Below are 25,631 nucleotides of genomic sequence, written 5' to 3' on the forward strand. Positions count from 1 at the left end.
CATGCAAGCACTGATCGACGTCATCTTGCCGGTGTTCATCGTCATTGGCTTTGGCTATGTGGCGGCGTGGCGGCGGTGGGTGGCGGATGCGACCATCGACGGGGTGATGAAATTCGCTCAAAACTTTGCCGTGCCGACGCTGTTGTTCGCCGGCATTGCCCGGATTGATTTGGCGCATAATTTTCACCCACCAATCCTGATCTCCTTTTACGCAGGGGCGTTTTCGGGCGGGATTTTTGGCTTTTTGGGCGCGCGCTACCTGTTCAAACGCGACCTGACGGACAGTGTCGCCATCGGGTTCATCGGGTTGTTTTCCAATTCGTTGTTGCTTGGTATCCCGATCACCGAGCGCGCGTATGGGGCCGATGCGCTGAGTTGGAATTTCGCGATCATTTCGATCCATGCGCCGCTGCTCTATGCCATTGGCATCACTGCGATGGAGCTGGCACGCACGGCGGGTCAGGGTCTTTCGGCGATGCGATTGATCCGGCAAATCGGCACTGCGATACTGCGAAATCCCTTGGTTTTGGGCATTTTGGCCGGATGGATCGTCAATGTTGGCGGCATCCGCTTGCCGCAACCGATCTGGGACGCGGTGTTTATGATGAACAAAGCGGCGATCCCGGCGGCGCTGTTCGGGTTGGGCGGTGTGTTGCTGCGCTATCGGCCCGAAGGCGACATGCGCGTCATCGCTTGGGCGGTGTTCGCCTCACTCGTCCTGCACCCGGCCGTCACCTATGGCTTGGCGCATTTTGGCTTTGGTCTTGCGACCCCGCCTCTGCGGTCCGCCACGATCACCGCCGCCATGGCACCCGGCGTCAATGCCTATCTGTTCGCCAATATGTACGGGGTTGCGAAACGAGTGGCCGCCTCGTCGGTGTTGATTGCCACAGCGCTGTCGATCATCACCATCTGGTGTTGGCTGGCGATCTTGCCATAATGGCGCAACGCGCCCCGGTCAGATAGGGATACGCGGGCGGACCGTATATCTGTGTTGTCACAAGCTCGGCCTTGACGGGATCAAAACCGGCACATGGCACACGCAAGATCGCTTCGAGCGCGGGGAAAAGACCGAAAAGTTCGGCCCTTGCCACGCGGTCAAACCCCGACAACGCAAAGCGCCCGGGATAAAGGCTTTCCGACAGGGCCCCATTTGCGACGATCACCGCATGACGCGGCAGCAACAGGTGGTGATAGCACACCTCCCGTTTGCCACGCGCCACGCGCACCCCCGCCTGTGTCGACAACAGATGTTTGGCACGTGCAAAAACCCGGTGCGCGCCCGCATCCGGGCTGAACCGGGGGTCAGGCACATAAATCCCATGTTGCGGCGAAACCAAAAGATCGCCGCGATTGCCAAACGTGCCGTCGCGGATCAGCACCGGCAAAAGTTCGGGATGTTCAGCCAAAATATCACGCCCCAGGCAGCGCTTGCCATGCCACAACACCGGCTGCGGTCCGGCCCCAAGCGTCGCTACCAGATCCCCCGCACGCAAATTTTCGACAGGCACTTCACCCGAAGGGGTCATGATCCGGGTGCCCGAGACATAACAGGGAATGCCGATGGAATAGAGTTCCGGCGCGGTATCGACCTGTGAGGGCGCGACGCCCCAAAGCGTGACGCTTTCGCCATTCGGAAAGGTCAAAACCGCGCCACCGGCCCCATCATCGCCGACCACCACATCCCATGCATTGACCGGATTGCCATTGGTGTCGGTCAAGGCGGAGACATCAAACTGATCATTGGTGAGGCCGTTTAGATCATCATCCCCCATGTCAAAATCAGTAATGGCATCAAAACCTGAGCCGTCCTGAAGGACGAACACATCCTCCTCAGACCCGCCCGAGAGCGTGTCATTCCCGGTGCCACCGTCGATGATGTCATAGCCTTCACCACCATAAATAATATCGACGCCATCGCCGCCATAAAGCTCGTCATGACCCGTTTCACCGGCGATAAAGTCGTCCCCCGTGCCGCCATAAATCTCATCATGACCGCCGCCGCCGTAGAGGGTGTCGTTGCCGCCTCCGCCATAGAGCGTGTCATCGTAAACGTATTCCGAGCCGCCGACGTCATCAATGAGATCATCGCCTTTGCCGCCATACACCGTGTCGCCGTCCGACTGGGTCGCGCCGCCCGTTCCATAGTAAATCGTATCGTTGCCATCGCCGCCATAGACGGTATCGGCGCCGCCGCCGGAGTAGACGGTGTCATTCCCGCCCCCCGCTTCGATCTGATCGGAAAAGCCACCCCCGTCATAGGTCTGGCCTGTTGCGGCATCATAGGGCGACCAGGAAAAATCACTGTAATTGGGGACGGTTCCCAAACTGGTATCGACGTTGTCCACGGCGGAGACCGAATAGGTGACGCCGGGAACGATGGGTGGGTTGGTGAGGATCGCTTGCTCACCGCCGCCAATTTCGACCACATAGACATAGACAATATTGCCCTCGCCATCGGAGAGGGTGATGCGATCTTCGAGGTAAATCCGACCGCTGGCTAAGGTATTGCCAGACGAATCTTTAATGGTCCCCAATTGGTTGCTGTCACTGCCAACCTCATCAAAATTGGCGTCACCGTGAAAGAGCCCCTCATCATCGGTGACGTTGACCTGAAGATAATCAGTGGCCGCGTCCCAAGTGGGCGCAAGTTGGATGACATCGCCCGGAGCAACCGTTGCAGAGCCCGTGGACGAATAAAAATCACTTAGAGCATATCCCCGAAGAGTGTAGGTCGACATCTTCCCCCCAAAAAGGCCGCATTAGGGCCCAGCACAGCGGGATTAACGTTAAAAAACCAGTGCTGATAAAAGGTGAATCCGCGCCGACAACCTTGCTAAAATTTGATTTTATTGCCGCCGAATGGCGTGAGATTATGGGGTGGGACCAAAGGCCTGTGACGGCAAACTCCGCCGCCCCCCCCTGAATAAGCCTCCAAATTTCACATGAATTGCTCAAACCTGCCCCAATCCCGCCTCAAACCAGCGTCAGAGCATTAACCAAGATCCGCAAAGGTGTGCTGAAACGCATGCTTTGTGCGGGCGTTGGATTTTGACCTCGTACCCAGTGGACTCCCATGGCCGTCTATGACCTGAATTTTTATACGATCACCCCGACGAGCTTTATGTCGACCTCGACCGGATCGACATTCACCTATGCTGGCCCCAGCGTGGCCGCAGGCTCGGCGTTGATCAACGACACGGGCACAGGCGTCAATCAAACGGCGCTGACCGACGACAATGCCGGGGAAAGCGGCACAACTGGCACCGTGACCGTAGGGGCGAACACCTCCACCGGATCGAATATTGACGCCGAAGCCGTTTGGACCGTCAAGGACATGACCACGGGCGAAGTGTTTCAAATCGCCTCCCTCGATGTCGAAAATGGGGCGGCGGCAGGCACATATACCCTGTCTGAATCGCCGCTGATTCCGGGACATACCTATCAGGTCGTCGCCTATGACGCCCTGCCCGATGCCACGGATTCAACCCCGGATCAGGTGTTCAGCTATGCCGATTACACCGATGGGATCATCGAAGGCACCGCGGGCGACGACACGATCAACAGCACCACCACCCAAGACCCCCAAGGTGAAATGGTGGATCAGGGCATCGCGGTTGAAAGCACGTTCAGTTGGGAAACCCTCGGCTCAGACGGCAGTTCGATTGCGGGTGGCCTGTCGACCGACATCAACGGTGTGCAAGTTGATGTCAGCTATACCGACCTGGGACCGGGCCAGTCTGCCACCATATCAAATGAAACCCTTTACACCGAAAACAGCGATTTCGACCGGGACAGCTCGGTGCTTTTGCTGGGCGACAACAGTCCTGGCGGCGGCTCTGACACCTCCAGCCTGACCTTCGATTTCTCCTCTGCGACCGGGGCTATGGCCGACGAGGTGCAAAATGTCTCTTTCCGGATCAGTGATCTCGACGTTTACAGTTTCACGGATACGATCACCATCACGGCGGTTGATGCCGACGGCAATCCCGTTGCGGTCACGATCACCTCCGAAGGGGCCGTCTCCGTTTCGGGCGACACGGCCACCGGCACCGCAGATGCCACCGGGATCACCGCCGGAAACGCAAACGGCGCGATCTTGGTCGAAATCTCAGGGCCTGTCTCGTCGTTTACCATCACCTATGGCAATGCCGACACCGGATATCAGGGCGTCAATATTTCTGACGTCACTTTTGATGCGATCTATGCCGATTATGACGATGTGATCGACGCGGGCGCAGGCGATGACACGATTGACGCGGGTCTTGGCGACGACACGGTCTACGCTGGCACCGGCAATGATGTCCTTGATGGCAGTGACGGCCATGACGCGCTCTTTGGCGAAGACGGCAATGACATGCTGATCGGCGGCGCTGGCGACGACACGATGGACGGCGGCACAGGCGATGACACATTCATCGGCGGCGCAGGCAGCGACAGTATGAGTGGTGGCTCCGGTCAGGACACCGTTGATTACTCCGCCTCAAGCGCGGGGGTGAGCGTCAATCTGGCAACCGGCACCTACTCCGGCGGCGATGCGACGGGCGACACTGGCTCCGGCATTGATGGCATCATCGGGTCGGAGTTTGACGACACTTTGACCGGCTTCGACGGCCAAAGCACCGACGGTGCCAACAGCTATACCAACGTCTTTTATGGTGGTGCGGGCAATGATTACCTCGATGGCGCTGGCGGTGACGACGAACTTTATGGCGGCACGGGCAATGACACGATCATTGGCGGCGCAGGGGCCGATCTGATTGATGGCGGCGACGGCGACGATACGATCTACGCCGGTGGCGGCGACACGATCACCGGCGGCGAGGGCAATGACACGATCATCCTCGACCCGTCGCAGTTGGACGGCAATGCGATCAATATCGTCGGCTCTGAAACCGGTGACAGTGGTGCGGGCGATGTGTTGGACCTGTCTCAGTTGGGCTCCAATTTCGTGCACGGCTCAATTGTCTACGACGCGGTCGATCCCGAAAGTGGCTCCCTGACATTGGTCGATGGCACAGTCATCAATTTCTCCAACATCGAAACCGTGATTTGCTTTGGCAAAGGCACCCGCGTGGCCACACCCTATGGCCCGCGTCGGGTCGAAGACCTGAAGCTCGGTGATCTGGTATTGACGCTCGATCATGGCCCGCAACCGCTGCGCTGGATTGGCGCGCGCGAAGTCCCCGCCGTCGGCCGGTTTGCCCCGATCGAGATTGCCAAAGGCGCTTTGGGCAATTCCGACACCCTGATCGTCTCGCCCCAGCACCGGATGCTGCTGAAAGGCTGGCAGGCGGAGATGCATTTTGGTGCCTCCGAGGTCTTTGCTGCCGCCAAGCACCTGATCAATGACAGCACGATCCGGCGCCGTATCGGCGGGATTGTCACCTATTACCACCTGATGTTTGACGCCCATGAGGTGATCTTTGCCGAAGACGCCCCCTCCGAAAGTTTCCACGTCTCGGATTACTCGCTCACCGGCGTGGCAGATGCAGCGCGCGACGAGCTATTTGGCCTGTTCCCAGAGCTGCGCGCCCTGCCCTCAGGCCATGGCGACACCGCACGCAAATGCCTCAAAGCACATGAGGCGGGACTTTTGGTCGCCTAAAGCCACTGAATGGAAATCTGGTGCGTTCAAGCCAACAAATCTCGACCGCGTCTACACGTCATGAACAAATTTTGGGGATGGTCTGCACTTTCCATAGGAACGTGTTTGGTGCGGGTGGAGGGACTTGAACCCCCACGCCTTGCGGCGCTAGAACCTAAATCTAGTGCGTCTACCAATTTCGCCACACCCGCGTGGCGCTTCAATTAGCAAACTGCCCCCCCCGATGCCAGCCACAAAATACGGGTATCGCGGGGCAAATCATAAAAAATCCTATCCCGTAACCAAATATTACCATATTCTGGGTCATAGTACTGAGGCAGTAGCATAATAAGGCCCTGACATGACCGATAACGGCAGCGGGCACGAGAATGAGCGTAATGAGGGGAGGACTCCGCCTCAGCGACTTCGCGTGCAGGACATTTTATCCAATTACGCCAATGGCTTGCCCATGGGGACTGAGGTTATGACAGCTGATGGCATCCTGCCCGTTGAATACCTTGAACCGGGTGATCGGATCATCACCCGCGCCGGAATGCGTCGGTTGCGCGACATCGACACGCTGGCGCCGAAACGATTCAAATTGGTATTTGAGCGCGAAGAAGCGATTTACGCGGGTGGCATTTTGGTGATGAGCGAGAGCGGATTGCCCTTCGCCGCCTGATCTTCGGCCGAATTCCTGACAAAAGTGACGTATTTTTCGGCGCGCCTTAGAAAGAGACCTCTCTTTCAGGCGCGCTTTTTCGTGTCTTGCTGTTGTACCGCCCCGGATTTTGCGGATTTGGACCCGAAAGCCTGAAAGAATGTGCCGCATCCTTCATTGCAGCCCAAATACTCATAGCCCAAGCTGACGAAACACCTTCGGCAATTCCTCTGGCAAATCTTCCGCGATCAAACCGGGGCCAAAGCTGCGCGCGGCCTCGGTGTGAAGCCAGGCGCCGGTCTCGGCGGCTTGATGCGGGGAGTGCCCACGCGCCAAAAGCCCGGTGATGATCCCGGCCAACACATCGCCAGACCCGGCAGTGGCAAGCCATGGGGCGGCCCGCTCATACACGGCGGCGTTGACGGTAGCGTGGCCATCGGGAGAGGCGATCACGGTATCGGGGCCTTTGAACAAAACCACGCTCCCGGCGCGTTTGGCGGCCTCACGGGTGGCATCGAGTTTGGAATAGGCCGGACCTGTGGTGGCGGGCGCGTCGAGTTTGGCGGCAATGTCCGGGAACAGCCGTTTGAATTCCCCGGCGTGGGGCGTGAGGACGCATGTGTCATGTAGGGCGGCAAACAGGCCTTCGTCCTGCGAGAGCGCCGTGAGCGCATCGGCATCAAGCACCGTAGGACGCTTGGCGGCCAGCAGAACAGGTAGAAACGCCCCGGCCCGATCAACACCAAAGCCCGGACCGACGCAAAATGCGTTGATACGGCTGTCTTTGAGCGTTTCGGTCAGCGCCTCAGCCCCATCAATCTCCGCGAGCATAATGGCGGTCAAATGCGCCGCATTTTCAATCAGAGCCTCATGAGCTGTACCAAGGGTCACAAGCCCCGCCCCGACCCGCAGGGCCGCACGGGCGGCGAGACGCGCCGCACCGGTTTTGCCCGAGGGGCCAGAGAGGACGAGGGCATGACCATGGGTGTATTTGTGTTGGCTCGCCCGTTTTGTCAGAAAATCTGGTTGCGAACTATGATTGATCGAAAGAACGTACGAGGGCTCCATTGCATGTCTCAATCCAATCTCCGCGACGACCGTTTTGCCGCAGCACTGAGGGCCATCCGCCAAAACGTGACCCAATTTCTTTGAATGAAACGAGACCGTAAGATTTGCGACGTTCGCAAAATCTAATGGCTGATCGTCCCCCAGCCATTTTCCAGAGTCAGCACATAATCCACTTGGCACATCTACGGCAACAACGCGCGGCCCACTATGCCGCACCTCCCAATGGCTCTGGCAGGTGTTAAGCAACATTGAGAGATGTCGGCATGACAAAAAGGGTCGCGTAAGACCCGTGCCAAAAAGCGCATCGACCACAATGGTCGGCTGATCATCTGTCGGAAATGACCCATCAAACGCTTCATCCTCACAGGGCGACACGCCCCCCATTCCCCCCCACCGCTCATAATTCACCCGCGCATCCGGCGGGAGGTTTTCGGGGTCGCCATAGAGAAACACCTCCACGCCCCAGCCGCGCTGTTTCAGGAGGCGGGCGATGACAAATCCGTCGCCGCCATTGTTGCCGGGACCACAGAGCACGACAGCTTTATAAGAACTCAGGGCAAGCTCGGGCCATTCGTCCAGGATGGCGTCCACGACACCCTGCCCGGCGCGTTCCATCAGGGTCAGTCCGGTGACCGACCCGGAGGCAATCGCGGCCTGTTCAATGGCGCGCATTTGGGCCGATGTCAGAAGTTCGGTCATCGTTTTGGCCTCCGCTCAACTGGTGCGACCGCGCCTGAAGGCGCAGTGGGAATGGCGCGCATTTGGGCACTGGTCAAAAGTTCCGCCATAGTTTTCCTCAAAAGTTTTATTTTTGCACATTTTAAACTCTCATCGCACAAATTATAAGCAGAGCCATGCGAATCCTGTGGGGCTTTCTCGCTTAGTCCAGCCTAGTCGATTGTGGCGGCAGATGAGAAATGGTCTGACAGTCAGCGAACCAAGTTTAGGGAGTCGAAGGTCGATGAAAAAGATCGAAGCGATCATCAAGCCCTTCAAGCTCGACGAAGTGAAAGAGGCGCTACAAGACATTGGCGTTCAGGGTCTTTCGGTCGTCGAGGTGAAGGGGTTCGGGCGCCAAAAGGGCCACACAGAACTGTACCGCGGTGCAGAATACGTCGTGGACTTTTTGCCGAAAGTGAAAATCGAAGTTGTGCTGGCCGCCGATCAGGTCGACAGCGCGATTGAGGCGATTGTTGCGGCGGCAAAAACCGACAAGATCGGTGACGGCAAGATTTTCGTCTGTCCGGTCGAACAAGCCATTCGTATCCGCACCGGCGAGTCTGGCCAAGACGCGTTGTAAGGGGGGCATGGGGCGGAGTGAACTGCCCTCATGTCAATTCATGTTTTCTAACTCAGAGGGAAAAGGTCACAATGAGCATCCAAGACGTTCTCCAGACCATCAAAGACGAAGACGTTCAATACGTCGACGTGCGGTTCACCGATCCGCGCGGCAAGCTGCAGCACGTCACACTGCGCTACACCGAAATCGATGAAGGCTTTTTTGAAGACGGGTTTATGTTCGACGGGTCGTCGATCGCCGGTTGGAAATCCATCGACAAATCCGACATGAAACTGATCCCGGACCCGGACTCGGTTTATATCGACCCGTTCTACGCGGAAAAAACCATGTGCGTGCATTGCTCCGTGGTCGAACCCGACACTGGCGAAGCCTATGAGCGCGACCCGCGCGGCACCGCACAAAAAGCCGAAGCCTATCTGAAGTCCTCCGGCATCGGTGACGCCTTCTACTGTGGCCCGGAAGCTGAATTCTTCCTGTTCGACGATGTGCGATTCTCCGTGTCGATGAACAAAGTGTCCTACCAGATCGACGCGCTTGACGGTGCGTGGAACTCCGACACCGAATACGAAATGGGCAACACCGGCCATCGTCCGGGCATCAAGGGCGGCTATTTCCCGGTCAACCCGATTGATGACGCTCAGGACATTCGTGGCGAAATGCTGACCACCATGGCCAATATGGGCATGAAAGTGGATAAGCATCACCACGAGGTGGCCTCTTGTCAGCATGAGCTTGGTCTGATCTTCGGAACGCTGACCACACAGGCGGACGAGATCCAGAAATACAAATACGTCGTGCACAACGTCGCCCATGCCTATGGCAAATCCGCGACCTTCATGCCGAAACCGATGTCTGGCGACAACGGCACCGGGATGCACGTCAACATGTCGATCTGGAAAGACGGTAAACCGTTGTTCGCAGGCGACAAATATGCGGATCTGTCGCAAGAGGCGCTGTATTTCATCGGCGGCATCTTGAAACATGCCAAAGCGTTGAACGCGATCACCAACCCGTCCACCAACTCCTACAAACGCTTGATCCCGGGCTTCGAAGCTCCGGTTCTGCGGGCGTATTCCGCATCCAACCGCTCGGGCTGTGTGCGTATTCCGTGGTCGGAATCCCCCAAAGCCAAACGCGTCGAAGCTCGTTTCCCCGACCCGTCTGCCAACCCGTACCTGTGCTTTGCGGCCCTGTTGATGGCTGGCCTCGACGGCATCAAAAACAAAATCGATCCGGGCCCCTCGTCCGACAAAGACCTCTACGATCTGCCGCCAGAAGAATTGGCCGCGATCCCGACGGTCTGCGGCAGCTTGCGCGAAGCACTTGAAGAGCTGGAAGCCGACATGGACTTCTTGCTGGCTGGCGACGTGTTCACCAAAGACCAGCTTGAAGGCTACATGGCCCTCAAATGGGAAGAAGTGTACGCCTACGAGCACACACCGCACCCGATCGAGTACAAAATGTACTACTCCTGCTAATCGCAGTCGGTTGTATAAAGATTTGGAAAGGGCTCCTTCGGGGGCCCTTTTCTTTTGAGGTCTTTTAACGCCAAAACTTTGGGCACATCTTGCGTCCCGAACCACGCTCCACCATGATTGGCACATGATCCATCTCCGCCCGCATCACCTTTTGTGCCTGCTCACCTATGTGGGCAAAGGGTATTCCCCTGATTTTGTTCAAAACTATGACCGGATCGCTGGGCGGATGTCCGAAGGAGAGGAAATTGAAATCGTGGACGGGCCGGATGACATTTGCGCGCCGCTTTTGACTGAGGACGGCGCGCATTGTCATGGGGACAGCGTGGGCGCGCGCGATGCCTTGGCGGCGCGCGATGCGGGGGCTTGGCTGGGGCTTGAGATCACGGTCGGGGTAAGGCTGACCCTGAATGCCACCCGGCTTTCGCAACTGAGGGCGGGGTTTGCCAGTGGGCATGTCCGCATCGCCTGCCAAGGGTGCGACTGGGCCGATCTGTGCACGGATGTGGCGCAGGGCGGCTTTGCGGGCGTGCGGTTGACGGGGGCCCTCTGAGCAACGGCCCCCTGTCCGCCCTTTACTCTCCGGGCGAAATTCCCCTTGAAACCGATATTGCGCCTTGGCCTGATGAACATATCTTAAGGGGGAGTAATCATGGTTTTAGAAATCACCAGAGTGACGAAAGTCGTCAATCACAGCAACTCATCCATCGAAATCCGTCAGTTTGAACGCGGCGATGTGTTGACCCTGCCGAAAGGCGGCGTCGTGACCTGCGACATCCCGATCCCGTGGCACAGCTTCACCCACCCGGCGGATAAATTCATGCGGGTCTTTTTCTATGCCAGCCAGCGCTATCATCTGTTGTGGCAACGCGATCAGCATATTTTGACGGGCGACATCAACAATGGTCACCCGACATGGCCGAATGGCAGCGTTCTGGGCCCGCGTGATCTCTATATCTATGGCAGCACTGCGCAAACCTATGGCATTCGGCTTTATGATGCGGGCAAAAGTCCGCCACCACTGGCACTCAACCCGGTGCCGAAACGCGGCATGAGTAGATTTTCGACGGCTGAGGCCGAAGTGGATGCGCCCGAGCCGGCACAGCCCGCCCTGTTGGCAGAGGCCCCCGACTATATCCGCGTCCCGCCCCCCGGCCCCGCCCCGCAGCATGCCGACTAAAGCGTTTGACACAAAGCAAAAGGACAGCGCGACCGGAAAGCGATCATGGCGCTTGTGCCCCCGGCCCACGCATTCAATACGCTGTACCGTTTAATCCAGCACCGCCCGAGGGCGCGCGCCAATATTCGGTCACGCTGACGTAATCCTTGCGCGGGCCGATCACGCGCCAACGCGCCCGCCAAATCGGCCACTTCGAAAAATCATAGCGCACCTCGTAGCGATCCGGGGTGCAATCATGGTAAGCCTCGGGATGGGTTTGGCACGGATCGAAACTGTGAAAATATCGGCCATCGTCAAAAAACACCGTGATCAAAGCGCCTTCTGCGCGCCAGAGATAACGGCGGGCCGCCTCAAACGGTGTGTCGACGCCGGGCATGTACAAAAGCCCGCGTTCCTCTTGCATAAGCCCTTCTGAATCCAAGGTAAAATCACATGTTCCCGCAAGCCGTGCCGCACCCTGTCCAGAGGCGGCACGGCGGTCGTCGATCTGGCGCGAGATCGTCCAAAGTCCTGTAAAATCGGCAAGCTGAAGCGTCATGTCTCCTCTATAGCGCGGGCGCACACAGGATCAAAGGAGATGAGAGAGGCCACACCGGATCACGGCAAGGGCGAATCCATGCTGACGTCTGGCAAGGCCGCACCAACCAGACCACGCGCATGTCGGTCCGCAACAATAATATCCAATTGTCGCGCCACATCGCGCACGGCCTGAATATGTTCGCTGGCCCATTGGCGGCGATGTTGATGCACCACGGACACGCCGCCAACCGCCTGTCCGTTCAGACGATAGGGCACGCCGATATAGGCCATGATCCCCATTTCGGTGACCGCATCACTGTCTTTGACCAGCGGATGAGAGAGCGTATCGTCGATGATCAATTCATGGTTCATCTCGATCACAAGATGGCCAATGGTCAGACGGGGCACGAGCAATGTGTCCAGCTTCCGGTCCACGGGGTGACTGGTGTTGGCCAAAACCTCAAGATTCGGCGCGACTTCGCCGGCACGGGCACGAAAAATCACCACCCCGGAGGGCAGAATCTCGTCATGCAGCTGCTGCGCAAACCTCATCAGCTTGGGGTCGGCAAAATCAAACACAGCACTTGTCCACTTCCCATCCACACCATTCAAACATCACCGCAACAAGATACCACGTTCTTGCCCAAACCCCAAAGCGATTTGATCGTTTCCTTGTATATGATCCTCATGCATGGTCACACCTGCCGGATGCGCATAGACTTGCTCTTGGCCCCTCAGACGCGTATGAGGCGCGCGAGCGTTTGCGTACACGAAAGGACTGCCATGATCCCCCGTTACTCCCGCAAAGAGATGGTCGACATCTGGGAACCCGCCACCAAATTCAAAATCTGGTACGAGATCGAGGCCCACGCCTGTGATGCGCAGGCCAAGCTCGGCGTGATCCCGCAGGCAAACGCCGACGCCGTCTGGAAAGCCAAAGATGTCGAATTCGATGTCGCCCGCATTGACGAGATCGAAGCTGTCACAAAGCATGATGTCATCGCCTTTCTCACCCATCTGGCCGAACATGTCGGCGCGGATGAGGCCCGGTTCGTGCATCAGGGCATGACCTCCTCCGACGTTTTGGACACCTGCCTGAACGTCCAGCTTGTGCGCGCCGCCGACATCCTTTTGGCGGATATGGACAAATTGCTCGCCGCGCTGAAAACCCGCGCGCTTGAGCATAAGATGACCGTCCGTGTTGGTCGCTCCCACGGCATCCACGCAGAACCCACCACGATGGGTCTGACCTTTGCCCGTTTTTATGCTGAGATGGACCGCAACAAGGCCCGCCTTCAGTCCGCCCGTGAAGAGGTGGCCACCGGCGCCATCTCCGGTGCGGTCGGCACATTTGCCAATATCGACCCCGCCGTCGAAGAGCATGTCTGCGCGCAACTCGGCCTCAAACCCGAACCGATCTCCACCCAGGTCATTCCGCGCGACCGTCACGCCATGTTCTTTGCCACCTTGGGGGTCATCGCATCTTCGATTGAAAACGTCGCCATCGAGATCCGCCACATGCAGCGCACCGAGGTCCTTGAGGGGGCCGAGTTTTTCTCCGCGGGGCAAAAAGGCTCCTCCGCCATGCCGCATAAGAAAAACCCGGTGTTGACCGAAAACCTCACCGGTCTTGCCCGTCTCGTCCGCATGACCGTAATCCCCGCGATGGAAAACGTGGCGCTCTGGCATGAACGCGACATCTCGCATTCCTCCGTCGAACGCGGCATAGGCCCGGACGCCACCGTGACGCTCGATTTTGCCCTCAACCGCCTGGCTGGTGTGGTCGAAAAGATGTTGATCTTCCCGGACAACATGCTCGACAATATGAACAAATTCCCCGGTCTTGTGATGAGCCAACGTGTGCTTCTGGCTCTGACTCAAGCCGGCGTGTCGCGTGAAAACGCCTATTCCATGGTGCAACGCAACGCGCTGAAAGTTTGGGAAGAGCGTCTGGATTTCCGTGACCTCCTCTTGGCTGACGAAGAGGTTGTGGCCGCCTTAGGCGTCGACGGCATCAACGAGAAATTCGACATGGATTATCACACCAAACATGTCGACACGATTTTCAAACGGGTGTTTGGCGCCTAAGCGCCGCCCGGCGCTCCAAAACCGGCTGATTCTGTGATATGCTCTTCCAAAGGCCACCGCTTTTGGGAGAGTTTTATGTTGAAACGCAGCTTCACCGCCCTCGCCTGCCTGATGTCCCTGTCCAGTCCGGTTTGGGCTCAGGACCTCACCTGCCCGCACGAACAAAAACTGGCCTCCTGTGCCGAAGGGCTCGTCTGGGACAGTAAAACCGGTACCTGCGTCGAACAGGTGATGGGCTGATTTTGGCGTGACGCGGGCTTGAGTTTGGCCGCCGGTCAATCACAGATCAAAATTTAGATAAAATCCTGCGCAATCGGGCCGTTGACCCGTATCTGGTAGCGTTACGTTAAGGTTGATCGCCCAATGTAGCCCCGTACTTCGGTGAATCACCAAACACCCAAATCAAGAGGCGCACGTGGCAGGATTTCCTCAAATTTCGGATGACATGGGGTCTCTTCCTGACCTCGGGTCGATCGGCGATTTTGGCAACATAGGAGATATGGGCGGGTTTGACATGCCCTCGCCCATCTCGCGGATGCCCGCCAAACTGTCCAAACGCGCGAAAGCCGCAGTCATCGTCAAACTGCTCGCCGCTCAGGACATCAAATTGCCCTTGGCCCATTTTCCCGAGGAAATGCAGGTCGAATTGGCCCATCAACTGACCGATTTGCGCTATATCGACAAGGACACGCTGGCCGCTGTCGTCGAAGAATTCTTAGAGGAGCTTGAGGCCATTGGCCTGTCCTTCCCCGGCGGGCTTGAGGGCGCGCTCAATGTCTTGGATGGCACGATCTCGGCCACCACCGCCTCAAAACTGCGTAAAAATGCCGGATTTTCTTTGACCGGTGATCCCTGGGAGCGCATTTCCGACATCGACATTTCCCGCCTGATGCCTGTGCTGCAAGAGGAAAGCGTCGAAGTCGGCGCGGTGCTTTTGTCCAAACTCAAAGTCTCAAAATCGGCACAGTTGATGTCGATGTTACCGGGTGAACGTGCGCGCCGCATCGCCTATGCCATTTCTCTGACCTCTTCGATCTCTCCGGCCGTGGTTCAACGCATCGGCATTTCCATCGCCTCGCAACTGGACGCCCAACCGCCGCAAGCCTTTGCCGACCACCCGCCCGAACGGGTCGGCGCGATCCTCAATTTCTCCAGTTCCGCCACCCGTGACGGGGTGCTTGAGGGCTTGGATGAGACCGATAAAGCCTTTGCCGAAGAAGTGCGGCGCAATATCTTTACCTTTGCCAATATCGCCACCCGTATTGATGGCCGAGATGTCGCCAAAGTGGTACGCGGGGTTGAACAAGACATGCTGATCAAAGCCCTCGCGGGGGCCACGGGCGAAGCGGCGGCCTCCACCGACTTTATCTTGTCCAACATGTCCAAACGCATGGCTGATGGCCTGCGCGAAGAAATCGACACCCTCGGCAAGGTCAAAGAATCGGATGCCGAGGAGGCCATGAACGCCGTTGTTGCCGTCATCCGTGACCTCGAATCCACTGGGGAGATTTTCCTTTTGACCGGCGACGAAGAGTAAGCTGCGCAGGTCGACCGTCCCTGATGCAAATGCCCATTGCATTTGGACCATATGGACAAATCCGATCCTCAGACCTAGCGTCACGCCATGATATGGTTCTCAACTCTCACCGCGCAGTCACGCGGCATTCTTTTCATGCTCACCTCGGTGACATTTTTCTCACTGATGGATGCCGTGGCCAAACGGTTGAGCGGGGAGATCGACCTGTCGCAAATCCTGTGGGCCAGATACGGCGGGCAATTGTTGATTTTGGTGGTGCTTTTTGCGCCAAGGCTCAGAACCTTGCTCAAAACCCAACATCCAAACCTCCAAATTCTGCGCGGGCTCCTGCAACTCACGGCCGCCGCATGTTTTTTCGCAGCGCTGAAAACCCAAGGGCTGGCCGAAGCCACCGCCGTGGCCGATCTGGCCCCTGTCTTGATCACACTGGGGGCCGCGGTTCTTTTGGACGAAACCGTTGGCGCGCGCCGCATTATGGGGATCATCGCGGCCCTGATCGGCGCGTTGATCATCATCCGACCTGGGGCCGCGGTGTTTTCTTTCGCCTCGCTTTGGCCCTTGGGGTCGGCGGTCTGTTTGGCGGGCTATGCCCTGTCGACACGCTACATCGGCCTCAAGGAAAACCCGTTCACCGCCCTGCTCTATTCCGGTCTGATCTGCACCGCGATCATGAGCCTGATTGTCCCGTTTCGCTGGATTGCTCCGAGCAGCGAGGCACTGATATTGATGGCTGTGATGGGCGCGCTCGGCGCGGTTGGGCAATGGATGATGATCCGGGCCTATGCGGCGGCGGAGGCCTCCGCCATCGCGCCGTTTTCCTATGCCGGATTGCTTGCGGCCTCGGGCTGGGGCATGGTTTTCTTTCACCAACTGCCCGATTTTTGGACTGTGGTCGGCGCTCTTGTGATCGTGGCGGCCGGGCTTTATGTCTGGCACCGCGAGAAACAGAGCCGCGTCTCTCCGACTGTAAACCTGCCCCCAAAGTGAGCCTGCCATGAAAATCAAACGCGCCGATGTCGAGGGGTCCTTGGGACAGTACCTTGAAAATCTGCTGATCCGTGGGGTTTTGGGTGCCGCACTCGCACTGCCCTATCAAACGCGCGTGCGGATGATGGGCTGGGTGATGGCGCATGTGGTGGCACCCTTGGCCGGATATAATCGGCGGGTGCGCGAAAATCTGGCGCATGTGATGCCCGAACTGCCAGAATCTGAGGTCAAACGGCTGACGCGTGCCGTGGCGGACAATGCCGGTCGCACATTGATCGAGATTTATTCCGGCGTGGATTTCATCGACCGGATGAAGGATGTCACCTTTGAGGGCCCCGGCGTTGAAATCATTGAACAGGCCCGCATTGCGCGGCGGCCGGTGATCCTTTTGACCGGGCATTTTGGCAATTACGACGTCCCCCGCGCTGCGTTGATTGCCAAAGGCTATGACATTGGATCGCTCTATAACCCGATGAAAAACAAGTTTTATAACGCCCATTACGTCAAGGCGATTGGCACCATCGGTCAGCCGCTGTTCCCGCGCGGACGCAAAGGCTATGCCAAATTGCTGGCCCATTTGAAATCCGGCGGGATGATTGGGTTCTTGGTGGATGTCTATGTCCATGCCGGGCCGATTTTGACGTTTTTCGGCAAACCCGCCCGCACCGCTTTGTCCGCGGCCGAACTGGCGTTGAAATATGATGCGCTTTTGGTGCCCATCTATGGCATTCGGCAGCCGGATGGGCTGACATTCCGGGTGCAAGTCGAGGCCCCCGTTCCGCATGGCGATCCGGAGATGATGACGCAGGCGCTCAACGACAGTTTGGAGGCGGTGACCCGTCAGCATATGGAACAGTGGTTTTGGATCCATCGACGGTGGAAACCGGAGCGTCTGGAAGACCAATTGGCCGAAATGGCGCATGCGCAAGACGAAGCGCCCGAGGCATAGGGCCGCTTTGGCGCCCTCAACAGCTCACATCAAAATATCGGCAATCACCCCAACCGTGATCGCACCAATTGGCTCGCCGGTCGCCGGATCGGTGATTGTGGCCGAAATCTGCGATTGTGACACGCCTGTCGAGGCATCGAACTCAATATCGCCAACATGGATGGCATCCAGACCGACCAAAAATGTCTGTTGGAATTTCGCCTCATCGCCCTGCCAGTAATCCGAGGTCGGCAAAGAGGCCGCCACGTTCAGGCCTTTGGCATCCATGATGAAAATCTCGGCAATAATGCCCCCGTTGTCAGCAATGCTGTGGATGAAAAAATCCGCGACATTGTTGTGGATCACCTGATCGACCATAGGTTGATCCTCTGTGCCCACTTGGGCCCGCCACGTCTTATCAAGTTGAAGGACGTCCGCCTCGCTCAAACCGGCGGTGGTTTCGTTTTGATCACGAATGGCCCCCAGAAGTGTGGGTTCAGACAGCCAGGGCAGGATCGTTTGTTCAAAATAGGCTTGGAGCGCCAGTTTTGCCTCGGGCGAATTCAACCCGACAGAGGCGGCGGAGACCGGCGCGGCACTGAACAGCGTCATCCCCAGACAGGCGCAAGCGGTGGCCAACGCATGAGGGCCAGTTTTCGTCCGTGCGGCAGCGAGAATCAGGGCAAGAAAGCGGAACAGCGGCATGTGACCTCCAAAGTGGGATGCGCGACAAGGGATATCTCCTTGTCAACCGCAAGCCTAACCGCAAATCCTTTAGAGCCTGTTAAAACGCTCACATGTCTGAAACGGGACGCGCTTCAGTCGGCGCGGGCGACCGAGAGGATCGGACCGGGACCTGCGGCTTGCAGGATCACAGCGGTGCGATCTTTGCCAGGAACATCGAGGGTCACGGAGAATGGCGCCGTGCCATCCCAATCGGCCACAGAGGTCCATTGGGTGACGACATTGGTGTAATCCACCACACGCCCGGCATTTTCGCCGCGTTCAATGTCGACACGCGCATATGGGAGGTAACGCACGAGGTACATCCGCATCAACGGCGGCAAGGGCCCGGTGGGGAGAGCCGTCACGGTCAGGGCTGAGCCCGCACGGAGTACAGAAAGGGTGACAGGGGCGGCGGGGCTGGCGTGATGATGAGCGACGAGATCGGCCAAGCGCATGGGTTTGGCACCGACGAGGTGATCCAGCCCCTGTACAATCATTTGCGGCGTATAGATGGTACGTTTCCCGGCGGCATGGGCATAGGCTTTTTGCCGGTCGGTGAATTGTGGTTGGGCAAAGGCATCGCGCCACCCGATATAATCCCAATAATCGACATGCAGCGAGAGCGGCAGAACATCGTCGCGGGTGGCAAGTTCAGCCATCATGGCATCGGCGGGAGGACAGGAGGAACAGCCTTGGGAGGTGAAAAGTTCGACGACGACCAGAGCGGACCTGCTCTGTGTGGCACTGCCTTGAATGTCCTGGGCGACAAGAGCGCCCGGAAGTGTTCCGGTGATCACACCGGAAAGGACCGCGAAGGTGAGGCCTGCCATAAATTGTCGCATGATGTCTCCGTCTTTGTCCCTTGCATAACGATGTGAGAACGCAGGTGCCAATCAAGGTTTTGCGAGAAACCGTTACAGTGGCGTAAAGACCGCAGGGGCAAAACACGCCATGCGCGCCCCGATATATCCGACTTCTTTCATAAGAAAAGCGCCAATTCGCCCGGATTGAGCGACGCGAGGCGGGCACGCGGGTTTTTTTGTATACCATTGCACACAAAAATGCATCTCCCCTCTTGAATGGACTCGGCCAATAGGCCAAAAGCAGGGCAGCATAACCCTGTTGACACTCTAAGGGAGGCCAACCCCATGACTGTAGTTGTCGGTCAAGATACCGCAAAAACCCGCCGCGAACTCACTGTGAACGGCAAGAAAATCGCCTATTATTCGATCCCCGCTGCGCAGGACGCAGGATTTGGCGATTTCTCCAACCTGCCCGCCTCACTCAAAGTGGTGCTGGAAAACATTCTTCGGTTTGAAGATGGCGGGTTCTCCGTCTCCACCGACGACATCAAAGCCTTTGCTGAATGGGGCGCCAATGGCGGCAAAAACCCGCGCGAGATCGCCTATCGCCCGGCCCGCGTGTTGATGCAGGATTTCACCGGCGTGCCCGCCGTTGTTGACCTCGCCGCCATGCGCGACGGCATCAAATCCCTGGGCGGCGACGCCAAAAAGATCAACCCGCTGGTGCCTGTCGATCTCGTGATCGACCACTCGGTGATGATCGACGAATTCGGCAACCCGCGGGCGTTCCAGATGAACGTGGACCGTGAATATGAACGCAACATGGAACGGTACCAGTTCCTCAAATGGGGTCAGACCGCGTTTGAAAACTTCCGCGTTGTGCCGCCCGGAACCGGCATTTGTCACCAGGTAAACGTCGAATACCTCGCACAGACCGTTTGGACGGACACCGACCAAACCGGCGTCGAAGTGGCCTACCCCGATACGCTCGTCGGCACCGACTCCCACACCACCATGGTCAACGGCATGGCCGTTTTGGGCTGGGGCGTGGGCGGCATCGAGGCCGAAGCCGCGATGCTCGGTCAGCCGATTTCCATGCTGATCCCAGAAGTTGTCGGTTTCAAACTGACCGGCGAAATGGTCGAAGGCACCACCGGCACCGACCTCGTGCTCAAAGTCGTCGAAATGCTCCGCGCTCACGGCGTGGTTGGCAAATTCGTTGAATTCTACGGCGAAGGCCTGGACAAACTGCCAATCGCACAGCGCTCCACCATCGCCAACATGGCACCGGAATATGGCGCAACCTGCGGCTTCTTCCCGATCGACAATGAAACCCTGCGCTACCTCAAACAAACCGGCCGCGACGAAGATCGCATCGCTTTGGTTGAAGCCTATGCCAAAGAGAACGGGTTCTGGCGCGGTGCGGATTATGCCCCGATCTACTCCTCGACGCTTGAGTTGGACATGGGCGAAATCGTTCCAGCTATTTCCGGCCCGAAACGTCCGCAAGACTACGTGGCCCTCACTGAGGCGGCTCCTGCCTTTTTGGATGTTGTGACCGAATATCGCGGGATCGACACCAGTGCTGCGGCTGAAAAAATGGCCTCCGAAGGTCCTGCCCCCTCTAACGGGAAATCCAAAGATCCGCGCAAATCGCAAGCTGTCGACGGCCAAGACTACGCCCTGCGCGATGGCTCTGTCGTGATCGCCTCGATCACCTCTTGCACCAACACCTCCAACCCTTATGTGATGATCGGCGCAGGCCTTGTGGCACGCAAAGCGCGCGCATTGGGTCTGACCCGCAAACCTTGGGTCAAAACCTCGCTGGCCCCTGGCTCTCAGGTTGTGACCGAATATCTGGATGCGGCAGGTCTGTCCGAGGATCTGGACGCCATCGGCTTTAACCTCGTCGGCTACGGCTGTACCACCTGTATCGGCAACTCCGGTCCGCTTCAGCCAGAGATCTCCAAAGCCATCTCAGATGGTGATTTGCTGGCCACCGCTGTGTTGTCGGGCAACCGCAACTTTGAGGGCCGGATCTCCCCTGATGTGCGCGCCAACTACCTCGCCTCCCCGCCCCTGGTGGTGGCCTATGCCATCGCCGGTGACATGAACATTGACCTCACGTCCGAACCGCTTGGTCAGGACAGTAATGGCAATGACGTCTACCTCAAAGATATCTGGCCGACGAATGAGGAAATCTCGGAGCTGGTTGAGAAAACCGTGACCCGCGAAGCCTTCCTCAGGAAATACGCCGATGTGTTCAAAGGCGACGAGAAATGGCAGGCTGTGGATGTCTCCGGCTCTGAGACCTACGATTGGCCGCCGACCTCGACCTACATCCAGAACCCGCCTTACTTCCAAGGCATGGCGGCGGAAAAAGGCACGATCCACAACGTCAAAGACGCCAAAGTCCTTGCCATCCTGGGCGATATGGTCACCACCGACCACATCTCTCCGGCAGGCTCCTTTGCGCAGACAACGCCCGCAGGGAAATACCTCATTGATCGCCAAGTTCCGGTCCGTGAATTCAACTCCTACGGCTCGCGTCGCGGCAACCACGAGATCATGATGCGCGGCACTTTCGCCAACATCCGCATCAAAAACGAGATGCTCGATGGGGTCGAAGGCGGCTACACCAAGGGTCCGGATGGGCAACAGGCGGCCATTTACGATGCCTCCATGGCCTACCAAGAGGCCGGCACTCCGCTGGTGATCTTTGCCGGCGAACAGTACGGCGCGGGGTCCTCGCGTGACTGGGCGGCCAAAGGCACGGCGCTTTTGGGTGTCAAAGCCGTCATCGCCGAAAGCTTTGAACGGATCCACCGCTCCAACCTGGTTGGCATGGGTGTGGTGCCGTTCGAATTCACCGGCGGCGACACCCGCAAATCTCTGGGCCTGACCGGCGACGAAACCGTCTCCATCACTGGCCTCGACACGGTCACCCCGCTGGCAACCCTGCCCTGCGAGATCACCTATGCGGACGGCACTGTGAAGGTCATCCAAGTCAAATGCCGCATCGATACCGCCCCTGAGATCGAATACATCGAAAACGGTGGTGTGCTGCATTACGTGCTGCGTAACCTCGCCAAATCGTAAGGTTTTACGCAGGTTGAGATAGAAAAGCCCCGCTTAGGCGGGGCTTTTTGTTTGAGTATTTGAGACTGCGGTGAAGGGAGTTAGACTGAACAAAAAACCCTCACATGCATTGGAAACCACGCATGACCGAAGACACAGATTATAAGTTAGATTTTTTTAAACGACTTGGCCTGGCCGATGAAACAGGGCGGCTTGATCTGGAAAAAACAAAGGCGGCATACTGCCAAGCGCATAAGAACCGCGATTTTGAAATTGAACTCTACTGGAAACGCGCAACGTATTTTTGGGGCTTCCAAGTTTCGTTTTTGCAACTGTCGGTATCGTTTTAAGCGCGGCAACTTTGGGGGTGTGGCAGCACAGCTATATGGCCCTGATCAGCTTAACCGGATGCATTGTTACAGCCCTATGGGCCATGATGTCCAATGGAGCTAAATTTTGGCAGGCGAATTGGGAAGCCTATGTTGATATTTTGGAACCCTATGTTGTTGGCGATATCTACAAGTTCTTTCCATCCAGAAAAAAATTAGATCGCCCATATAGTGTGTCGAAAGTAAACAGCTACGTCATTCTCGTGATTGGGGTTTTCTGGTGCATCGCCTATTTGGCATTCGGATCGGCAGCGATCTATCAAGTTGAAGGCAGCCCGCCTGCAATGGCCTGTACGCTTGTTTGTTTCATACTCGGACTGCTCGCACTCAGCTTTTTTACTGTTCAATTACGTGGAAGCTATGCTTGGAAGGGTTTTAAGAACGGAGATCCCGATGATGACACCTTCGATAAGCCCGTCATAAGCAGCGAAACTTTTCAGCTCTATAAAAGACCTCACATTTTCGAACCTCACAGCAAAAAATAACCTGTCACAAAAGCCCCACCTCCGCGGGCACCGACACACCCATCGCGCCCGCAATCACCGCAAAATCATCGCGTGACACCGCAAAGACACCCCGTCGAAACGGCATGCCCCAATGGGTTTGATCCGGGATAAATTTAAGGCGTGGTAGAAGCGGACGAATGGGGGCTGGTCTGGCCGTTGCAACATAGGCAACATCGCGGCGATAGGGGCAAAAGCCGGGGGCTTGTTGCGCTTGGTAGACCAGGCTTGTCACCTCGCCTATGGCCACGAACGCCTGTACCGGTGCGCCCTCGCCCAAGCCCTCGCGCGGCGCGTAATAGGCGATCCAATCGCCAATAGAGAGCCGTTGCACTGGCGCCTGTTTGCCATGGCCGAGTTGGGCAAAGCCTTCCGCCACCCCTTTCGCCACATGGGTGCCAGCAGCGACGCCGATCCAGTATTTGCGCATGATTTGCCTCCTTGATGAGGCATCTTTCCCCATCCCCCCTGACACAATGTGTCAGTAGCCGAGCGGTCAGACGTCTGTTCTGCCAGACGTCCGATCTCAATCCGCCAGGCGAATGGGAAACTCGGCCAGTGCCTTGGCTTGATCCGGGGTCAAAGCCTCGGGAAGGACCACTTGCGTATGGATGGTGAACACCACCGCCCGTGTGTTCGGCAGGCGCACAAGGCTTTGGCGCTCCACCCGGATATAGCGCGACTGATGTGATCCATGGCGCAAGTCGCCCTCTGAGCGTGGATCGCTCAGAGGCGCGTCCGAGCGCGAGGCGGTGCCGCGCATCAGCCCCCGTCCCGGCTGCACCCCGTCCAAAAGCCGCTGCACCCGCGCGGCCAGTTCCGGCGTATAGGCCGCAATCGGTTGGTGAATCCGCAACATCGGTTTCATGAATTTCTCCGACAGACGCCAACCCGAGGGAAAACACAGCGCGCCGCCGGTCAGCACGCTTTGCCGGCTTGCGCCGCTCGGGTCCGGTTGCATCAGGCAGAAATCATTTTGCATCAGCCGGGCGAGGGTCTTGATCGGCGCGCCCCGATTCAGCGGCACGGTGACGCCATCGGGACGGGTCACCGCGTCTTGTGAGGCCGCAAACCCCAAGCCCGGCAAAAGCCCCAACACCATATCATATAATTCCTCGGCGGCTGGCCGGGCGCTCTCATCCAACCCCATGACCTCATCGGGCTGGGTCGCAATCAAATGATCGCGCAACGCCATTTGCGCACCGTAGGCCGTATCGACCTCAAGCCAAGTCTCAAGCTCAAACGGCACCACCCCCGGCAACCGCCGGGTGCGCGGGTCCACCCAGGGGGCAAAGCTCAGTTTTGTCTGTAGAATCTGTTCCATAGACCCTAGACTGCACCGGAAACAGGGGCGCGGAAAGAGGCCAGATCATATCATGGATGAGGCCAGCAAGATCAGGGTTTGAACACGCTTTCCAAGGCCGGGGCGGTCAGCTCAAACTGTCGATCCGAGGTGATATAAGCATCGCCATGCAGCCGCGCGATCGGTTGATAGGTCTCGGGGTCCACATAGCGGCCTTCACTGTCCAGACAGTCCCGACGCACATGCATCCGCACCACCTCAAGGATCACCAAAACCCGGTTCGGCCAGTCCAAAATCCGCTCCACCCGGCATTCAAACACGCAAGACGCGCCCACAATGCGCGGCGCGTCAACGGCATCACAATCCGTGGTCTCGACCCCAGCCAAGGACAGCTCATCCACACCATTGGGCACCGACAGCCCGGCGATCAACATCGTGTCCGCCAAAGCCATATCGACCATGTGAATGGCGCAGACGCCACTGCGGCGGATATTGGCGGCAGTATCTTTTTCCTGATCCGGTTTAGAGGCGATGCCCAGCACCAAAAGCGCGGGATCGGAGGACATGACGTTGAAAAACGACATCGGAGCGGCGTTGTTGCTACCGTCCGCATTGCGGGTCGTGACCAGGGCGATGGGCCGAGGGCCAACAAAATTGGTCAACAGGCGATAGCGATCGCGGGCGGGAAGTGTGGTGAAATCGAACTGCATCGGGACCTCTCCATCGGTTCGGCCCAAACAAGCAGACTGCGCGCGGATTGGCAACGCGCCGAGGGGCCTCCCCCGGCGCTTGCGTGATTTATGCCATCTCGGTGAGGCTTTTTTGCGCCTCGGCCTCATACGCGGCGGTTTGCGCGATGGCCGGCTGAGCCCCACAGCGGGCCACCCAGTCCTTGATCACCGGCACGTCTGGCAAAGCCTGCGGGAACCACAAGAACGGCGAGGCCACAAGCAGATCGACGACGCTATAGCGCGCGCCCAAAAGGTAATCGCGGCCCTCTAACCCTGCCGCCAGCGCAGTGATTGCCTCCGGCAAGCCACGAAAGGTTGAGGTCAACACCGGATGGCTGATCTCGGCGACATTGAGCACAAAGACCGGTTCCAACACATTCCCATACCACGCCATCCAAGACAGCATCGTCGCCCGCCCCGGCGCCCCAACTTTGGGCGCGAAATCGGAGGGAAACCGATCACAAAGGTACAGCATGATCGCATTGGTTTCGCGGATCGTCTCGCCGTCTTCGGTGACCAAAAACGGCACCTTGCCCTCAGGATGGGGATTGTTTGGATCGCGCCCGCCCGAACCGTCCTGACGCGGTATGTCGGTGAGGCGGATGTCGATCTGATCCATGACATCGAGGGCCGTCAACAGGGTGATGATCCGTGTCGAGCGCGAATTGGGAGAGTGATAAAGCGTCAGCATGGGATGTCCTTTTTGCTTTGCGTATGACCAACACTCTGGCACCCTGCTGCTGACAGTTTCCGTCAGGAGACATGTTG

25 protein-coding genes and 1 tRNA gene are annotated in these 25,631 nt (G+C 57.8%); 15 read left to right on the plus strand and 11 right to left on the minus strand.

The window, feature by feature from the left end:
* Position 1 precedes the first annotated feature (1 nt).
* Positions 2 to 940, plus strand: a complete 939-nt coding sequence (locus B30_RS07395) for an AEC family transporter (RefSeq protein ID WP_009571420.1) — start codon at positions 2 to 4, stop codon at positions 938 to 940.
* On the opposite strand, the gene B30_RS07400 is transcribed toward B30_RS07395, so the two are convergent.
* Entirely contained in the window at positions 906 to 2,741 is a 1,836-nt protein-coding gene (locus tag B30_RS07400; protein WP_009571421.1) for a Hint domain-containing protein, read from the minus strand. The two genes, B30_RS07395 and B30_RS07400, sit on opposite strands and share 35 nt — an antisense overlap.
* 335 nt (positions 2,742 to 3,076) lie before the next feature.
* Between B30_RS07400 and B30_RS07405 the strand changes: the two genes are divergently transcribed.
* Complete coding sequence (locus B30_RS07405) at positions 3,077 to 5,608, plus strand: Hint domain-containing protein (protein ID WP_009571422.1); 2,532 nt, start codon at positions 3,077 to 3,079, stop codon at positions 5,606 to 5,608.
* A 106-nt stretch (positions 5,609 to 5,714) separates the two neighbouring features.
* On the opposite strand, the gene B30_RS07410 is transcribed toward B30_RS07405, so the two are convergent.
* Positions 5,715 to 5,799, minus strand: a tRNA-Leu gene (locus B30_RS07410).
* Between the two features lie 272 nt (positions 5,800 to 6,071).
* Here B30_RS07410 and B30_RS07415 point away from each other — a divergent pair.
* Positions 6,072 to 6,269 carry a hypothetical protein gene (locus B30_RS07415; protein WP_009571423.1) on the plus strand — a complete coding sequence of 66 codons (198 nt, stop codon included), beginning with the start codon at positions 6,072 to 6,074 and terminating at the stop codon, positions 6,267 to 6,269.
* A 171-nt stretch (positions 6,270 to 6,440) separates the two neighbouring features.
* On the opposite strand, the gene B30_RS07420 is transcribed toward B30_RS07415, so the two are convergent.
* Positions 6,441 to 8,015, minus strand: a complete 1,575-nt coding sequence (locus B30_RS07420; protein WP_009571424.1) for a bifunctional ADP-dependent NAD(P)H-hydrate dehydratase/NAD(P)H-hydrate epimerase — start codon at positions 8,013 to 8,015, stop codon at positions 6,441 to 6,443.
* 262 nt (positions 8,016 to 8,277) lie between these two features.
* Between B30_RS07420 and B30_RS07425 the strand changes: the two genes are divergently transcribed.
* From B30_RS07425 to B30_RS07440, 4 genes are all read left to right on the plus strand, one after another.
* The gene (locus B30_RS07425) at positions 8,278 to 8,616 is read left to right on the plus strand and encodes a P-II family nitrogen regulator (protein ID WP_009571425.1); all 339 of its coding nucleotides are present in this window, start codon (positions 8,278 to 8,280) and stop codon (positions 8,614 to 8,616) included.
* Between the two features lie 71 nt (positions 8,617 to 8,687).
* Positions 8,688 to 10,094 carry a type I glutamate--ammonia ligase gene (gene glnA, locus B30_RS07430; protein ID WP_009571426.1) on the plus strand — a complete coding sequence of 469 codons (1,407 nt, stop codon included), beginning with the start codon at positions 8,688 to 8,690 and terminating at the stop codon, positions 10,092 to 10,094.
* Between the two features lie 124 nt (positions 10,095 to 10,218).
* Positions 10,219 to 10,644, plus strand: coding sequence for a DUF1284 domain-containing protein (locus tag B30_RS07435; protein WP_009571427.1), 426 nt, complete (start codon positions 10,219 to 10,221; stop codon positions 10,642 to 10,644).
* Positions 10,645 to 10,743: 99 nt separating this feature from the next.
* The gene (locus B30_RS07440; RefSeq protein ID WP_009571428.1) at positions 10,744 to 11,271 is read left to right on the plus strand and encodes a hypothetical protein; all 528 of its coding nucleotides are present in this window, start codon (positions 10,744 to 10,746) and stop codon (positions 11,269 to 11,271) included.
* Positions 11,272 to 11,344: 73 nt separating this feature from the next.
* On the opposite strand, the gene B30_RS07445 is transcribed toward B30_RS07440, so the two are convergent.
* Together B30_RS07445 and B30_RS07450 are read right to left on the minus strand one after the other, a co-directional pair.
* Positions 11,345 to 11,809 carry a DUF6314 family protein gene (locus B30_RS07445; protein ID WP_009571429.1) on the minus strand — a complete coding sequence of 155 codons (465 nt, stop codon included), beginning with the start codon at positions 11,807 to 11,809 and terminating at the stop codon, positions 11,345 to 11,347.
* Positions 11,810 to 11,868: 59 nt separating this feature from the next.
* The gene (locus B30_RS07450) at positions 11,869 to 12,369 is read right to left on the minus strand and encodes a GAF domain-containing protein (protein WP_009571430.1); all 501 of its coding nucleotides are present in this window, start codon (positions 12,367 to 12,369) and stop codon (positions 11,869 to 11,871) included.
* A gap of 204 nt (positions 12,370 to 12,573) precedes the next feature.
* Between B30_RS07450 and purB the strand changes: the two genes are divergently transcribed.
* From purB to B30_RS07470, 5 genes are all read left to right on the plus strand, one after another.
* Positions 12,574 to 13,878 (plus strand): adenylosuccinate lyase, encoded by a 1,305-nt coding sequence (gene purB, locus B30_RS07455; RefSeq protein ID WP_009571431.1) that lies wholly within the window; start codon positions 12,574 to 12,576, stop codon positions 13,876 to 13,878.
* A gap of 75 nt (positions 13,879 to 13,953) precedes the next feature.
* Positions 13,954 to 14,118, plus strand: a complete 165-nt coding sequence (locus B30_RS22125; RefSeq protein ID WP_157789797.1) for a hypothetical protein — start codon at positions 13,954 to 13,956, stop codon at positions 14,116 to 14,118.
* A 175-nt stretch (positions 14,119 to 14,293) separates the two neighbouring features.
* Positions 14,294 to 15,415 carry a flagellar motor switch protein FliG gene (locus B30_RS07460; protein WP_232616902.1) on the plus strand — a complete coding sequence of 374 codons (1,122 nt, stop codon included), beginning with the start codon at positions 14,294 to 14,296 and terminating at the stop codon, positions 15,413 to 15,415.
* An 87-nt stretch (positions 15,416 to 15,502) separates the two neighbouring features.
* Positions 15,503 to 16,402 carry a DMT family transporter gene (locus B30_RS07465; protein ID WP_009571433.1) on the plus strand — a complete coding sequence of 300 codons (900 nt, stop codon included), beginning with the start codon at positions 15,503 to 15,505 and terminating at the stop codon, positions 16,400 to 16,402.
* 7 nt (positions 16,403 to 16,409) lie between these two features.
* A complete protein-coding gene (locus B30_RS07470; RefSeq protein WP_009571434.1) occupies positions 16,410 to 17,351 on the plus strand; it encodes a lysophospholipid acyltransferase family protein in 942 nt (313 codons plus the stop codon).
* Positions 17,352 to 17,375: 24 nt separating this feature from the next.
* Here the strand turns inward: B30_RS07470 and B30_RS07475 are convergent, their stop codons facing one another.
* Both B30_RS07475 and B30_RS07480 read right to left on the minus strand, forming a co-directional pair.
* Positions 17,376 to 18,035: a hypothetical protein gene (locus B30_RS07475; protein WP_009571435.1), complete on the minus strand. Its 660-nt coding sequence runs from the start codon at positions 18,033 to 18,035 to the stop codon at positions 17,376 to 17,378.
* A gap of 113 nt (positions 18,036 to 18,148) precedes the next feature.
* A complete protein-coding gene (locus tag B30_RS07480) occupies positions 18,149 to 18,898 on the minus strand; it encodes a DUF1223 domain-containing protein (protein ID WP_009571436.1) in 750 nt (249 codons plus the stop codon).
* Between the two features lie 306 nt (positions 18,899 to 19,204).
* On the opposite strand from B30_RS07480, the gene acnA reads away from it, so the two are divergent.
* The 3 genes from acnA to B30_RS21325 all read left to right on the plus strand — a co-directional run bounded on the left by acnA (position 19,205) and on the right by B30_RS21325 (position 22,811).
* On the plus strand, positions 19,205 to 21,958 hold the full coding sequence (acnA, locus tag B30_RS07485; RefSeq protein ID WP_009571437.1) for an aconitate hydratase AcnA: 2,754 nt from the start codon (positions 19,205 to 19,207) through the stop codon (positions 21,956 to 21,958).
* A 122-nt stretch (positions 21,959 to 22,080) separates the two neighbouring features.
* A complete protein-coding gene (locus tag B30_RS21320; RefSeq protein ID WP_152002120.1) occupies positions 22,081 to 22,287 on the plus strand; it encodes a RipA family octameric membrane protein in 207 nt (68 codons plus the stop codon).
* Positions 22,221 to 22,811, plus strand: coding sequence for a RipA family octameric membrane protein (locus B30_RS21325; RefSeq protein ID WP_442852427.1), 591 nt, complete (start codon positions 22,221 to 22,223; stop codon positions 22,809 to 22,811). Before B30_RS21320 ends, B30_RS21325 begins: the two co-directional genes overlap by 67 nt.
* A 4-nt stretch (positions 22,812 to 22,815) precedes the next feature.
* On the opposite strand, the gene B30_RS07495 is transcribed toward B30_RS21325, so the two are convergent.
* The 4 genes from B30_RS07495 to B30_RS07510 form a co-directional block, all read right to left on the minus strand.
* Positions 22,816 to 23,259: an EVE domain-containing protein gene (locus tag B30_RS07495; RefSeq protein ID WP_009571440.1), complete on the minus strand. Its 444-nt coding sequence runs from the start codon at positions 23,257 to 23,259 to the stop codon at positions 22,816 to 22,818.
* A gap of 96 nt (positions 23,260 to 23,355) precedes the next feature.
* Positions 23,356 to 24,153 (minus strand): heme-dependent oxidative N-demethylase family protein, encoded by a 798-nt coding sequence (locus B30_RS07500; protein WP_009571441.1) that lies wholly within the window; start codon positions 24,151 to 24,153, stop codon positions 23,356 to 23,358.
* A gap of 71 nt (positions 24,154 to 24,224) precedes the next feature.
* Positions 24,225 to 24,842, minus strand: a complete 618-nt coding sequence (locus tag B30_RS07505; RefSeq protein ID WP_009571442.1) for a flavin reductase family protein — start codon at positions 24,840 to 24,842, stop codon at positions 24,225 to 24,227.
* A gap of 88 nt (positions 24,843 to 24,930) precedes the next feature.
* Positions 24,931 to 25,554 carry a glutathione S-transferase family protein gene (locus B30_RS07510; protein ID WP_009571443.1) on the minus strand — a complete coding sequence of 208 codons (624 nt, stop codon included), beginning with the start codon at positions 25,552 to 25,554 and terminating at the stop codon, positions 24,931 to 24,933.
* Positions 25,555 to 25,631: the final 77 nt, after the last annotated feature.

It is taken from the genome of Celeribacter baekdonensis B30 (assembly GCF_000299875.1).
GTDB classification, from domain to species: Bacteria; Pseudomonadota; Alphaproteobacteria; order Rhodobacterales; family Rhodobacteraceae; genus Celeribacter; species Celeribacter baekdonensis_A.

Coding starts and splice junctions, on each gene's coding strand:
- B30_RS07395 (WP_009571420.1), top strand. CDS start 2: ATGCAAGCACTGATCGACGTCATCTTGCCGGTGTTCATCGTCATTGGC.
- B30_RS07400 (WP_009571421.1), bottom strand. CDS start 2,741: ATGTCGACCTACACTCTTCGGGGATATGCTCTAAGTGATTTTTATTCG.
- B30_RS07405 (WP_009571422.1), top strand. CDS start 3,077: ATGGCCGTCTATGACCTGAATTTTTATACGATCACCCCGACGAGCTTT.
- B30_RS07415 (WP_009571423.1), top strand. CDS start 6,072: ATGACAGCTGATGGCATCCTGCCCGTTGAATACCTTGAACCGGGTGAT.
- B30_RS07420 (WP_009571424.1), bottom strand. CDS start 8,015: ATGACCGAACTTCTGACATCGGCCCAAATGCGCGCCATTGAACAGGCC.
- B30_RS07425 (WP_009571425.1), top strand. CDS start 8,278: ATGAAAAAGATCGAAGCGATCATCAAGCCCTTCAAGCTCGACGAAGTG.
- glnA (WP_009571426.1), top strand. CDS start 8,688: ATGAGCATCCAAGACGTTCTCCAGACCATCAAAGACGAAGACGTTCAA.
- B30_RS07435 (WP_009571427.1), top strand. CDS start 10,219: ATGATCCATCTCCGCCCGCATCACCTTTTGTGCCTGCTCACCTATGTG.
- B30_RS07440 (WP_009571428.1), top strand. CDS start 10,744: ATGGTTTTAGAAATCACCAGAGTGACGAAAGTCGTCAATCACAGCAAC.
- B30_RS07445 (WP_009571429.1), bottom strand. CDS start 11,809: ATGACGCTTCAGCTTGCCGATTTTACAGGACTTTGGACGATCTCGCGC.
- purB (WP_009571431.1), top strand. CDS start 12,574: ATGATCCCCCGTTACTCCCGCAAAGAGATGGTCGACATCTGGGAACCC.
- B30_RS22125 (WP_157789797.1), top strand. CDS start 13,954: ATGTTGAAACGCAGCTTCACCGCCCTCGCCTGCCTGATGTCCCTGTCC.
- B30_RS07465 (WP_009571433.1), top strand. CDS start 15,503: ATGATATGGTTCTCAACTCTCACCGCGCAGTCACGCGGCATTCTTTTC.
- B30_RS07470 (WP_009571434.1), top strand. CDS start 16,410: ATGAAAATCAAACGCGCCGATGTCGAGGGGTCCTTGGGACAGTACCTT.
- B30_RS07475 (WP_009571435.1), bottom strand. CDS start 18,035: ATGCCGCTGTTCCGCTTTCTTGCCCTGATTCTCGCTGCCGCACGGACG.
- B30_RS07480 (WP_009571436.1), bottom strand. CDS start 18,898: ATGCGACAATTTATGGCAGGCCTCACCTTCGCGGTCCTTTCCGGTGTG.
- acnA (WP_009571437.1), top strand. CDS start 19,205: ATGACTGTAGTTGTCGGTCAAGATACCGCAAAAACCCGCCGCGAACTC.
- B30_RS21320 (WP_152002120.1), top strand. CDS start 22,081: ATGACCGAAGACACAGATTATAAGTTAGATTTTTTTAAACGACTTGGC.
- B30_RS07495 (WP_009571440.1), bottom strand. CDS start 23,259: ATGCGCAAATACTGGATCGGCGTCGCTGCTGGCACCCATGTGGCGAAA.
- B30_RS07500 (WP_009571441.1), bottom strand. CDS start 24,153: ATGGAACAGATTCTACAGACAAAACTGAGCTTTGCCCCCTGGGTGGAC.
- B30_RS07505 (WP_009571442.1), bottom strand. CDS start 24,842: ATGCAGTTCGATTTCACCACACTTCCCGCCCGCGATCGCTATCGCCTG.
- B30_RS07510 (WP_009571443.1), bottom strand. CDS start 25,554: ATGCTGACGCTTTATCACTCTCCCAATTCGCGCTCGACACGGATCATC.